The 12,296-nt window shown below is 47.0% G+C and carries 13 protein-coding genes; all 13 read right to left on the bottom strand.

The genetic code is table 11. The features are described from left to right. Positions 1-398: 398 nt before the first annotated feature. A complete protein-coding gene (locus ABNT28_RS07460; RefSeq protein ID WP_332923416.1) occupies positions 399-635 on the bottom strand; it encodes a DUF1467 family protein in 237 nt (78 codons plus the stop codon). 3 nt (positions 636-638) lie between these two features. Beyond that, positions 639-1,046: a methylmalonyl-CoA epimerase gene (mce, locus tag ABNT28_RS07455; RefSeq protein WP_348721306.1), complete on the bottom strand. Its 408-nt coding sequence runs from the start codon at positions 1,044-1,046 to the stop codon at positions 639-641. Further along, positions 1,043-2,722: a ribonuclease J gene (locus ABNT28_RS07450; protein WP_332923414.1), complete on the bottom strand. Its 1,680-nt coding sequence runs from the start codon at positions 2,720-2,722 to the stop codon at positions 1,043-1,045. The genes mce and ABNT28_RS07450 overlap by 4 nt, the downstream gene beginning before the upstream one ends. Before the next feature lie 45 nt (positions 2,723-2,767). Beyond that, entirely contained in the window at positions 2,768-3,556 is a 789-nt protein-coding gene (locus tag ABNT28_RS07445; protein ID WP_348721305.1) for a type III pantothenate kinase, read from the bottom strand. Continuing rightward, a complete protein-coding gene (locus tag ABNT28_RS07440; RefSeq protein ID WP_332923412.1) occupies positions 3,556-4,296 on the bottom strand; it encodes a biotin--[acetyl-CoA-carboxylase] ligase in 741 nt (246 codons plus the stop codon). Before ABNT28_RS07440 ends, ABNT28_RS07445 begins: the two co-directional genes overlap by 1 nt. A gap of 11 nt (positions 4,297-4,307) precedes the next feature. Further along, entirely contained in the window at positions 4,308-5,759 is a 1,452-nt protein-coding gene (gene nuoN, locus ABNT28_RS07435; protein WP_332923411.1) for an NADH-quinone oxidoreductase subunit NuoN, read from the bottom strand. 32 nt (positions 5,760-5,791) lie between these two features. Beyond that, positions 5,792-7,297, bottom strand: a complete 1,506-nt coding sequence (locus ABNT28_RS07430) for an NADH-quinone oxidoreductase subunit M (protein WP_348721304.1) — start codon at positions 7,295-7,297, stop codon at positions 5,792-5,794. A 3-nt stretch (positions 7,298-7,300) separates the two neighbouring features. Then, a complete protein-coding gene (gene nuoL / locus ABNT28_RS07425; protein WP_348721303.1) occupies positions 7,301-9,235 on the bottom strand; it encodes an NADH-quinone oxidoreductase subunit L in 1,935 nt (644 codons plus the stop codon). 6 nt (positions 9,236-9,241) lie between these two features. Next, positions 9,242-9,550 (bottom strand): NADH-quinone oxidoreductase subunit NuoK, encoded by a 309-nt coding sequence (gene nuoK, locus ABNT28_RS07420; RefSeq protein WP_332923429.1) that lies wholly within the window; start codon positions 9,548-9,550, stop codon positions 9,242-9,244. Positions 9,551-9,557: 7 nt separating this feature from the next. Then, positions 9,558-10,163, bottom strand: coding sequence for an NADH-quinone oxidoreductase subunit J (locus ABNT28_RS07415; protein WP_332923409.1), 606 nt, complete (start codon positions 10,161-10,163; stop codon positions 9,558-9,560). Between the two features lie 22 nt (positions 10,164-10,185). Further along, a complete protein-coding gene (gene nuoI / locus ABNT28_RS07410; RefSeq protein ID WP_332923428.1) occupies positions 10,186-10,668 on the bottom strand; it encodes an NADH-quinone oxidoreductase subunit NuoI in 483 nt (160 codons plus the stop codon). A 27-nt stretch (positions 10,669-10,695) separates the two neighbouring features. After that, positions 10,696-11,718, bottom strand: coding sequence for an NADH-quinone oxidoreductase subunit NuoH (gene nuoH / locus ABNT28_RS07405; protein ID WP_332923427.1), 1,023 nt, complete (start codon positions 11,716-11,718; stop codon positions 10,696-10,698). Positions 11,719-11,728: 10 nt separating this feature from the next. Beyond that, positions 11,729-12,296: molybdopterin-dependent oxidoreductase (locus ABNT28_RS07400; protein ID WP_348721302.1), on the bottom strand; the 568-nt coding region annotated here is incomplete at its 5' end.

Here is a 12,296-nt window from a genome sequence, read left to right as displayed (position 1 = left end):
ATCACTGCAACTCAATACAACCTCTAGCACAACAAAATATCATAAAACAACGCCTTCACTAACGTTGCCACATTACGCCTAAATAGCTAATTCAATCTGTCTTGCTACAAATAATACATATGAATGACTATTTTATTAAAAAAGGAATAATTTTGTATCGACAAACGTTGTTTTATTGCTTAGCGTAATAAAAACAGGTTGCAAAGGCCGGGTTTAGGGAGTGAGAAAGCCAACGCAGATTGGCGATTGTTTTGAAAGGCAAGGCGCGAGCCTTGCTTTTTCTTTTTTGTATCTGTTTTTGCATCCCTGCCTCAGTTACAGAACATTCATTGTGCGTTTTTAACCATCACAAAGCTGCTTTGAACGCTTGATGCGACAGGTCGTCGCGGGTGCCCCTATCATAGCTTGTCCAGCGATATTATACCCGAATCAATAATCATAAATACGATGCTGAATAAAATTGCAGCGATAATTGTCGCCGCACCAACCTTGCGCCATATTAACGGACGCTCGGGTGCCGATGTCGCATGCCCTGTCTCGATTGTTTCTGGCGACTTCACCCCAAATGGTAATGTCATCAAAAACACCCACCACCATAAAAGTATATAAACAACGACTCCTGATACAATATCCATACCCTAACGCACCTCTTCAAGTTCAATTAAGGTACCGTTGAAATCCTTGGGATGTAAAAACACAACCGGATTACCATGCGCACCTGTTTTGGGGTTGCCATCACCAAGAACGCGTGCGCCCTTTGCAATCAGATGGTCACAGGCAGCGGCTATATCCGTTACCTCGTAACATATATGATGCATGCCGCCATCGGGATTACGCTGCAGAAACAGTGTGATAGGTGATGCTGCACCCAATGGCTCCATAAGTTCGACTTTACCATTTGGGGCGTTAACAAAAACGATGCGCACCCCATGTTCAGGCAAATTTTCGACGGCACTGACATCCGTCCCCAGCGCATCGCGCCAATACATGGCTGCCTTTTCGACATCCGGCACAGCTATTGCGATATGATTTATGCGGCCAATCATGCCATCAAATCCTCTTGGTTAACCCGCATAATATGAACATGTGTAATTGGCCGCAATCCAAACATGCTTCGTGCGACACGACGAACCGCTTGTCCGGCAACCTCCTCAACCGAGGCATCATTTTTACGGGCCGATTTGCCAAGCAGTTCAACAGCATCCTCAACCGCCAAAGATGCAGACGCAATATAATCGTCCGCTTTTTCGCCTTCACCAAGCCCTGTCTGGCTAACGGCTGGCACCATACAGATATTCCCAGTCCGGTTCAGCACCAGACTGACTGTCACACTACCATTCCATAACATACGGCGCCGCGCACGAAGCATATCGGCTTGCATGTCAATAATTGATCCGCGCTCATGCGTCATGGCACCTGTTTGTACATTATCGATAATTGAGACTGTCTCGGCATTCAGCTTAATAACAGCGCCATTGTCCGGCAGAATTGTCTGGGGTACCTGGCAGCTTTCAGCTAATTCGGCATGCGCAACAAGATGCCGCGCTGTCCCATGCACAGGTATCGCGATTTTGGGCCGGACAAGACCATACATCTCAACCATTTCATCGCGCGATGGATGGCCAGATACATGTACAGGTGCATCTTCATCCGTAATCAGCTTGATTTTTCGGCGAATAAGCATGTCTTGGACACGGCTAATTGCATTTTCATTTCCCGGAATCTTGCGTGACGAATAAATAACAGTATCGCCTGGATCCAATGACACGGTTTCATGCGCCCCTGCAGCAATTTTTGCCATTGCGGCACGAGGCTCTCCTTGGGTACCGGTGCATATGATAACAACATTCTCACGCGGTAACAGATTGATGTCACCCTCGGGCACAAAATCAGGTAAATCATGTAAATACCCAACTTCACGCGCCGCAGATATTGCCCTATTTAGCGCGCGACCAACAATGGCAACTGAGCGGTCATTTGCCTGAGCTGCTTTCACAATCGAATCGATACGCGCAATATTACTGGCAAAACACGTTACCGCTACACGGCCTTTAGCGGCACCAATAGCGTCAATCAGACCATCGCGCGCTTCTGTTTCAGAACCCGTATGCCCCTCAACCATAGCATTGGTTGAGTCACCAACCATGACCAGCACACCTTCATCGCCAAGTTTTGCCAGACGGTCTTTATCAGTATCCGTACCAAGAACTGGCGTCTTATCAAATTTCCAGTCCCCCGTATGCAGAACAGTGCCTGCTTCTGTACGGATAGCCAAAGCAGCAGGGTCGGGAATTGAATGGTTTAGGCCAATCATCTCAATGTCAAAAGCACCAATCTTTTCAACCGTATTCATACCCATTTCATGCAATGGAATATCATAGTCATTGCGCGACTCGGCCAATTTGCGACGCAACAATGCCAGAGTAAAGGCACTGCCCCAAATTGGACAACCAATGCTACTCCACAGATAAGGAATCGCACCCAGATGGTCTTCATGACCATGTGTCAGAACAAGTCCGGCCAGCTTATCACGGTGTTTCTGGATAAATTGCAAATCGGGAAGCACTACGTCAATGCCCGGGGTGCTTTCATCCGGAAAGGAAATGCCGAGGTCAACCATCAACCAGCTATCCTGATAATGATATAGGTTAACGTTCATGCCAATCTCGCCAGAACCACCTAGAGGGACAAATAGAAAATCAGACTTGGAAAAATGTGTCATTTATAGCATTCAACTGTTTGTTTGCGCCGTTATAGCGGGATTAAATTAATTATTAAGATTGTATATTACAATGAGGCCACGCAGGGTAAGATCAGCATCAACAGCCGAAATCATGGGTAAATGCGGCGCGAAAAGGGATGCCAACCCGCCTGTCGCAATAGCGGGTAAATTTGTTCCCTGCTCTGTCCGAAGACGCGAAATCAGCCCTTCAATCATGCCGACATAACCCCAAAAAATACCAGACTCCATTGCACTAGTCGTATCACGCCCCAGTACGGGCAATGTTGCGTCCCATGGTTTGACATCAAGATGTGGCAAGCGCGCCGCCGCCTGATAGAGTGCCTCAACTGATACATGCACCCCCGGCGCGATTATACCGCCTGCATAAGCACCATCTGCGCGCACAAGATCAAGCGTTGTGGCTGTGCCAAAATCAAGAATGATGGCTGGAACCTGATGGCAATGTTTCGCAGCCACTGCATTAACCAACCTGTCGGCGCCTGCCTGTGACGGATTATCAATATCAACCACAATGCCTAGCTCAACATCTTTATTACCAACGATCATTGGATCAATGTCAAATCCTGTACGTGCCATTATTACTAATTCTGGTGTGATATTGGGCACAACGCTGGCCATAACAATACCAGTAACATCATCTTTAGCCAAATTGGCCTGCGCCATCATTTGCCCTAGCCAGACCAGATATTGATCGCTGGAACGCGACGTTTCAGTTGCAATACGCCAGCAATCAAGCTGCCTACTGGCATCGCCTGCATTGTCATAAAGGGCAAACACGATATTGGTGTTGCCACAATCTATTGCCAGAAGCATCAGCTATTATCACCCATCAAAACAACATCACCAGTAGTGATATGGTGCGTCTTACCTGACGCATCAACCAGCATCATGGAACCATCATCATCAATACCCACAAAATGTCCTGATAGGCCATTGCCAATAACAGATACATCTTCGTTCAAGAATGCGGCATGTCTCATCCATTCTTTTCGAACAGGTATAAATCCAGTTTTGCTAAATTCGTCATAACGCCGCGCTAGATTATTCATATAGGCCGCCGCCAATAGCGACGGAGTCATGACATCATCGCCAAGATCGACAAGTGACGTTGGTGATATATGATTTGGCATGAGGTTAATCGCCTGAATCGGTGCCACATTGATCCCCGTGCCGACAATAAGGGCATCTGACATCCCCTCAAGTAGAATACCGCAAATTTTTCTACCATCGACCAGAATATCATTAGGCCATTTCACTTTAGGCTGATGTGATACAAGCACATGATCGATCGTTTCACGCGCCGCCAATGCCGCCACAAAAGACAATAACGGCCAATGCCGTTTGTCCATTTCAGGCCGCAGAACTACCGACAGATACATTCCCCCTTGGGGTGAAAGCCATGTTCGGCCTCGTCGGCCGCGTCCAGCAGTTTGTTCACCCACCAGAAAACCGGTACCTGTTGGCGCCCCATCAAGCGCAGCTTTATGGGCAAGATCAGATGATGATTCGGCGACATCGGCGGTGGAAAATGTCCAAGCTACGCTTGTCACCATATGGTTTGATCCTAGTTGCTAGCCATCAATGTTGTGGCCGCCATGTCAGCTACCCCAAGCAAACTGCCAAGGCCGGCAAAAAACAGAAGAATGACGCCAAGCGAAACTGTCAGCACCAATCGATTCGACATCGGCAGTTCACTATCCAGCGGATTGTCACTTTCTTCAAAATACATCATACGGATAATGCGCAAATAATAGAACGCTCCAACAACCGACATGACCACGCCGATAACGGCTAGCGGAATCAGACCCGCATTGACTGCTGCTAGAAAAACATACCACTTGCCAAAAAAGCCAGCTAATGGCGGAATACCTGCCATCGAAAACATCATGACCAACAAGCCAATAGCAAATAACGGATGTGTTTTTGACAGACCTCGCAAATCTTCAATTCGGCTAGCGGCCTTGCCTTCACGGCGCATCATCAGAATGATAGCAAAAGTACCAGCACCCATGAAAATATAACCTGTCATATAAATCATGACACCCAGCACACCAGCATGTGATCCTGCCGCCAGTCCCGCTAACGCATAGCCCATATGCGCAATTGATGAATAGGCCATCATCCGCTTTATGTCTGTCTGCATAATCGCACCAAACGCACCAATGACCATTGATGTGATCGATAAAGCAACAAGAACCTGTGACCATTCTACGGCTATTGGACCAAAGGCGCCATAAGTCAGACGCATCATCAGCGCCATTGCCGCTACCTTTGGAGCGATGGCAAACAAGGCTGTCACAGGTGTTGGTGAGCCTTCATAAACATCTGGTGTCCACATGTGGAACGGTGCTGCTGATATTTTGAATGCGATCCCGCAAATCATAAATACCATGCCTATGACAAAGACCACTGGTAATGCACCTGTCGCAACAGCTGCAGATATGCCGTCAAAGCTGGTTGTTCCCGCAAATCCATAAACCAGAGACGCGCCATAGAGCAACATGCCAGATGATAGTGCGCCAAGCAGAAAATATTTCAATCCAGCTTCGGATGAACGCAGTGAATTTGTCCGCATAGCTGCAACGACGTAGAGTGGCAGAGATTGCAATTCAACAGCCATATAAAGCGACATCAGGTCATTTGCCGAAATCATCAGCATCATGCCAACAACCGCCAATAAGACAAGCAAGCTGAATTCAGGCTTGTTAATATCATCCTGTTCCAACGGACTGATCGACATATATAGGGCAGCAAATGCACCCATTAACACCAGCAACTTCATATATGAACTAAATGAATCAGCGCTGAACATGCCAGAAAAGGCTGTGGTCTGGATATCATTACCCTGCCATAACATTACTGCCGCAATCACAATTGCGACCAAAGCAATCGAACAGACCCGCTTTGCATTCGTAGCACCTTCGCCTCCATAGGCAGCTACCAGAACAAGCAAAAGCGCAACACACGCCAGAAGCATTTCTGGAAGAGCAGGCAAAATATCATTTATTTCGAACATGAGTGCCGTTCTCCTTGAGAACAAATATGAGTCTAATTAGATGCGACGAGCGCAACACCACTTACCGCCAATTCATCAATTAACAATTGAATCGAAACAGCCATTACATCCAGCAAAAATGCCGGATAGATACCAAACACCAAAACCAAAATGCTGATGGGAACAAAAATGCCTAATTCCCGCATTTGCATCGGCTCCATTGATTGGACTTCAGCCTTGTTAACGTTACCAAACATAACCCGGCGATACAGCCACAACATATATGTAGCGCCAAGCACAAGACCTGTGGCGGTGAAAAACGCAACCCATGTGCTTGCTTTCCATGCCCCGACAAGAACCAGCATTTCGCCAACAAAACCGCTTGTTCCCGGCAAACCAACCGAAGCAAGCATCATAAACATAAAAAACACGGCATAGCGCGGCATAACCTTGGCGACACCCCCATAAGCATCAATTTCACGTGTATGAAGACGGTCATAAACAACACCAACACAAAAGAACAATGCCGCGGATACAAGACCATGACTAATCATCTGGAACATCGCGCCAGCAATACCCTGTTCGGTAAATGTGAAGATACCGATCGTGACAAACCCCATATGCGCAACCGATGAATAGGCAATCATCTTTTTCATATCTGACTGCGCCAGTGCCACAAGTGACGTATAGATCACCGCAATTACAGATAGAGCAAAAATGAGTGGTGCAAACAATTCAGACGCATGCGGAAACATAGGCAATGAGAACCGCAGGAATCCATAGCCCCCCATCTTCAATAGAACACCGGCAAGTATCATCGACCCCGCCGTCGGTGCCTCAACATGCGCGTCTGGTAGCCATGTATGAACTGGCCACATTGGTACCTTGACCGCAAAAGATGCAAAAAACCCAAGGAATAACCAGAATTGCATCCCCGTACCAAAGCTATGCGCAGTCAGCATCGGTATATCTGTTGTGCCTGTCTGCACATACATGACAAGCATGCATACCAGCATCAGCACCGAGCCTAACAACGTAAACAGGAAAAATTTAAACGCCGCATAAACCCGCCTTGCCCCACCCCATATTCCAATAATCAGGAACATCGGAATCAGTACTGCTTCAAAGAAAAGATAGAACATAAGCATGTCTAGCGAGACAAACATGCCAATCATCATCGTTTCAAGCACAAGAAAGGCGATCATATATTCGCGTACACGATGTGTAATGGCGCGCCAACTTGCCAATACGGCAAGCGGCGTCAAAAAAGTAGAAAGCAGGACAAAGGGCATCGAAATGCCATCAACACCCATATGATAATTAATGCCTGTATTAGGCAACCATTCCGCAAATTCCTCGAACTGATAACCAGCTACATCACTATCAAAACCAAGCAAGAGCGCTAAAGAAACGATAAAATTAAAACCTGTGATCCACAGCGTTACACTACGAGCATTATTAGCAATGACGTCATCGTCACCCTTGATCATTAGCAAGAAGATCACACCCGCCAAAGGAAGGAAGGTGATGATTGTCAGTAAAGGCCAATTATCGATCATCACTTAAATTCCTTTTAGGCGAAAATAAAACCAGCTCACCAGCACAACAACGCCGATCAGCATGGCAAAAGCGTAGTGGAAAACAAATCCGGATTGAATTCGCGAACAATAACCAGAAATCCGAAGTACCAGCCCCGACATACCATCCGGACCGAAGCCATCAATCGTATCTCGGTCACCACGCTGCCACAGGATTGCACCAATTCGCACCGCAGGCTTAACCAGCAAAGCATCATAAATTTCGTCAAAATACCACTTGTTGTAAAACAGTGTATGAAGGGGTGAAAAGGCTTTTGCTACTCGTGCTGGCATATCGGTAAGAACAGCATAGAACAAGACCGCCAGCAAAACACCGCTTGTCGCCAGCACGACTGGCAGCAACTTTACCCAGCTTGGAACATAATGCGCGTTTTCCATGGCCGTATGTGTTGGCAGAATGAAAATTGAGTCACCCCAGAATGATGCCATATCATGGCCAACAAACAGCTCATAACCAAGCCAGCCAGAGAAAATTGCACCCAGCGCAAGAACAAACAATGGCAAGGTCATAACTGTTGGTGATTCATGTACCTTCGACATCACTTCGGCTGACGCGCGCGGCTTACCGTGAAACGCCATAATCAAAAGACGCCAGCTATAGAAAGCTGTCAAAAACGCCGCCGCACATCCCATCCAGAAAGCAAAACTTCCAACCGATGTCTGTGCCGCAAATGCAGCTTCGAGAATCATATCCTTTGAATAGAAACCGGCAAAAAATGGAAACCCAGCCAGCGCCAGTGACCCCACCCACATCATTACATAAGTCACAGGTATCTTTTTCCAAATACCACCCATATTGCGCAGATCCTGTTCGTCAGACATCGCATGTATGACCGATCCCGCCCCAAGGAACAGTAAAGCCTTGAAAAACGCATGTGTTGTAAGATGGAACATCGCTGCTGGATAAGCTGACACACCCGCGGCAAAGAACATATAGCCAAGCTGTGAACAAGTTGAATAGGCAATCACACGTTTGATATCGAACTGTGTCATGCCAACAGTAGCGGCAAAAATCGCAGTCATACCGCCAATAACTGTAATAACGTCAAGCGTGAATGGCGCATATTCAAGCACTGGAGAAAGGCGACAAACCATAAAGACACCAGCAGTTACCATTGTCGCGGCATGTATAAGCGCTGAAACAGGCGTCGGGCCTTCCATCGCATCAGGCAACCATGTATGCAGACCCAGTTGGGCAGATTTACCCATTGCACCGATAAACAGCAATATTCCCGCCACTTCCAATGCTGGCAAGCTCATGTCCAAGAAATTTACGTCTGCATCAACATAAAGAGCAGCTTTGGCAAAAATATCGTCAAACTGAATCGACCCAAACAAGGCATAAACAGCTAAAATACCAAGCGCAAAGCCAAAATCCCCAACACGGTTGACCACAAAAGCTTTCATCGCCGCCGTATGGGCTGACTCTTTATGATACCAAAAACCAATCAGCAGATAAGATGCAACGCCCACACCTTCCCAGCCAAAGAACAACTGTACAAGATTATCAGCTGTTACCAGCATCAACATGGCAAAGGTGAACAGGCTAAGATAGGACATAAAGCGCGCGCGGGCTTTATCATGTGACATGTAGCCAACTGAATAGATATGCACCATCGAAGATACGCCTGTCACAACAATCAGCATAACAGCTGTCAACGTATCAAAGCGAAGCCGCCAATGTGCCTCAAAATCACCTGATACGATCCAGCGCGATAGATTGATCGTGATAGGTTGGCCACCAATGGCAACCTCGGCAAAGGCAAAGATAGAGAATAAAAGTGACAACAATAAACCAGCGATTGTTATTCGTTCAGCTGCCTTATCATGGTTTCCCAGACTCAGAATGCCTGCGATTACAGAGCCTATAAGCGGCAAAAATACTATGGATGCGTACATATCGCCCTAGCCCTTCATCATATTAACATCTTCAACAGCGATCGATCCACGATTGCGGAAGAACACCACCAGAATAGCAAGGCCAATAGCCGCTTCGGCCGCTGCCACCGTCAATATAAACAACGAGAATACCTGCCCTTCTAGATCACCGTTATAAGCTGAAAAAGCCACCATATTTATATTCACAGCCAGCAACATCAGTTCAATTGACATCAGGATCGTGATTACGTTCTTACGGTTCAAAAAGATACCAAATATCCCCATCGCAAAAAGAATCGCCGAACAGGCTAGATAATGATTAAGCGTTAATTCCATCATAACTTTAACTTTCCTGCCGCGGTGGCGCTTTGCCAACTGGCACACTGACAATCTCAACAGTGTCCTCACGGCGGCGCATATTCTGCTCGGCCACCACCTGGCGACGAACCCCCGGACGATGCCGCATGGTCAATGAAATGGCACCAATCATGGCAACCAGCAAGATCAGACCTGCAACTTGAAACAGATATATATATTTGGTGTAAAGCACCCCACCAAGGCGCGTCGTATTGGCAATCTCGGATGCTTCCGGCAAGGTTGCCCCCTTAAAGGCATCGCCATACATTGCTGCCACCAGCTCAAACACCAGAATACCACCAACAATCAGGCCAAGCGGTAGGTATTTCTGAAAGCCCGCGCGCATTTCGGCAAAGTTGATATCCAGCATCATCACGACAAACAGGAACAGAACAGCAACCGCGCCTACATAGACAACTACCAGAAGCATAGCCAGAAACTCTGCACCGATAAGGACGAATAATCCGGCTGCATTGAAAAAGGCGAGGATAAGAAAAAGCACTGAATATACAGGGTTTTTCGATATCACGACCATAAAGGCACTAGCCAGCATGATGCCCGCAAACAGATAAAAGAAAAGCGCTTCAAACATTGTCTGTCATTTCCAATCTAGATCAGCGCCATTTGGCGTCGGCGGCAAGATTTCTGGCGATCTCAGTTTCCCAACGATCACCATTCGCAAGCAATTTGTTTTTGTCGTAATACAGCTCTTCGCGTGTTTCAGTCGCAAACTCAAAATTAGGCCCTTCGACAATGGCATCGACCGGACAGGCTTCCTGACAAAATCCACAATAGATACATTTGGTCATGTCTATGTCATAGCGTGTTGTCCGACGACTGCCGTCATCGCGTGGTTCAGCTTCGATCGTGATCGCCTGTGCTGGGCACACCGCCTCACATAATTTACAGGCGATACAGCGCTCTTCTCCATTTGGATAGCGACGCAAAGCATGTTCACCGCGAAAGCGTGGCGACAAACTACCCTTTTCATAAGGATAATTAATTGTAACTTTCGGTTTGAAAAAATACTTCAACGTCAGAAACATGCCTTTGGCAAGCTCAAGAAGCAGGAATGATTTGACCGAATCCATCAACATCCGCATGACTTTTACCTTCTCCTCTGCCTAACCAACGATAACCGCTGGCAGTCGATCAGTTGCCAGCAAAAAGCCAGCTGTTGCCACTACATATAACAATGAAAATGGCAAAAATATTTTCCAGCCAAGGCGCATCAACTGATCATAACGATAGCGTGGTGTTGTTGCGCGTACCCACAGGAATACAAACAACACCATCATGATTTTCAAAATGAACCATAACGGGCTAGGAATAATGTTCAGCGGCCAAATATCAAATGGCGGCAACCATCCCCCAAGGAACAGAATCACTGTCATGCTACTCATCAAGATCATATTGGCATATTCGCCAAGGAAGAATAGCGCAAAACTCATTGACGAATATTCGACAAAATAGCCAGCAACCAGCTCGGACTCACCTTCAGGTAAATCAAACGGCGCACGGTTTGTTTCAGCCAGCGTTGAAATGAAGAACACGATGAACATCGGAAATAGCGGCAAGGCAAACCACATACCGCGCTGTGCTTCGATAATTGCGCTCAAATTTAATGAGCCAGCACAAAGCAATACATTGATGATTACCAGTCCCATCGAAACTTCATAGGACACCATCTGCGCGGCTGACCGCAACGCCCCCAGAAAGGCATATTTCGAATTACTTGCCCATCCAGCCATGATAACGCCATAGACACCAAGCGAGGACACCGCAAACAGATACAAAATCCCGACGTTAATATCTGCTATCACAAGCCCTTCACCAAACGGGATCACAGCCCACGCGACCAATGACAAAACAAAGGTCAGCATCGGCGCAATAATGAAAACAACCTTATTGGCACCAGCTGGCAGAATCGTTTCCTTGGCCATCAGTTTGAGCGCATCGGCGAAAGGTTGGAACATGCCAAACGGGCCAACAACATTTGGGCCTTTGCGCAGTTGCATGAAACCGATAACGCGCCGTTCGGCAAGTGTCAGATAAGCCACAGCGATCAGCAGAGGTCCCACAACAATCATGATTTGTGCTATGATCCAGGCTACAGCGCGAATTTCAGCATTATTGATCAAATCCATAATCATCTAACTACTCCGCCGCCACTGTTGATGAGATGGCTGTTTCATCAACAGTGTCATCCAGCAATGCTTTACGACATTCAGCCATCGTTTCGGATGCACGGCTAATCGCACATGTCATATGGAAATCATCAAGGCTATTGGTGATCGGTGTAGCATCCATCTTGCCACGGCCACCAAACTTTGACCATTTTGCATTAGCAATAGCATCGCCTTCAGCAAAATGTGGATAGGCTTCACACAAGGCTTCGCGCACTTCAGATAAACTATCCATGCCGATGGTTTTATTGATGTGACCGGAAAAGGCACGAATAATAGCCCAGTCTTCTCTAGCTTCACCTGGCGGGAATGCCGCACGGTTGGAATATTGAACGCGCCCTTCGGTATTTACATAGATACCGTCTTTTTCAGTATAAGCCGCACCAGGCAACACTACGTCGGCACCATGCGCACCTTTATCACCATGATGCCCTTGATAGACAACAAACGCGCCATCCAGTCGATCAATATCGACTTCGTCAGCGCCAAGCAACCAGACAAAATCAAGCTTCTTATTTTCAGCAGCTTTATACATGCCT

This window comes from uncultured Candidatus Puniceispirillum sp. (genome assembly GCF_963979125.1).
Taxonomy (GTDB): Bacteria; Pseudomonadota; Alphaproteobacteria; order Puniceispirillales; family Puniceispirillaceae; genus Puniceispirillum.
Note: the sequence above shows the minus strand (reverse complement) of the source record. Positions and strands in the feature narration are given on the sequence as shown.

Coding starts and splice junctions, on each gene's coding strand:
- ABNT28_RS07460 (WP_332923416.1), bottom strand. CDS start 635: ATGGATATTGTATCAGGAGTCGTTGTTTATATACTTTTATGGTGGTGG.
- mce (WP_348721306.1), bottom strand. CDS start 1,046: ATGATTGGCCGCATAAATCATATCGCAATAGCTGTGCCGGATGTCGAA.
- ABNT28_RS07450 (WP_332923414.1), bottom strand. CDS start 2,722: ATGACACATTTTTCCAAGTCTGATTTTCTATTTGTCCCTCTAGGTGGT.
- ABNT28_RS07445 (WP_348721305.1), bottom strand. CDS start 3,556: ATGCTTCTGGCAATAGATTGTGGCAACACCAATATCGTGTTTGCCCTT.
- ABNT28_RS07440 (WP_332923412.1), bottom strand. CDS start 4,296: ATGGTGACAAGCGTAGCTTGGACATTTTCCACCGCCGATGTCGCCGAA.
- nuoN (WP_332923411.1), bottom strand. CDS start 5,759: ATGTTCGAAATAAATGATATTTTGCCTGCTCTTCCAGAAATGCTTCTG.
- ABNT28_RS07430 (WP_348721304.1), bottom strand. CDS start 7,297: ATGATCGATAATTGGCCTTTACTGACAATCATCACCTTCCTTCCTTTG.
- nuoL (WP_348721303.1), bottom strand. CDS start 9,235: ATGTACGCATCCATAGTATTTTTGCCGCTTATAGGCTCTGTAATCGCA.
- nuoK (WP_332923429.1), bottom strand. CDS start 9,550: ATGGAATTAACGCTTAATCATTATCTAGCCTGTTCGGCGATTCTTTTT.
- ABNT28_RS07415 (WP_332923409.1), bottom strand. CDS start 10,163: ATGTTTGAAGCGCTTTTCTTTTATCTGTTTGCGGGCATCATGCTGGCT.
- nuoI (WP_332923428.1), bottom strand. CDS start 10,668: ATGTTGATGGATTCGGTCAAATCATTCCTGCTTCTTGAGCTTGCCAAA.
- nuoH (WP_332923427.1), bottom strand. CDS start 11,718: ATGGATTTGATCAATAATGCTGAAATTCGCGCTGTAGCCTGGATCATA.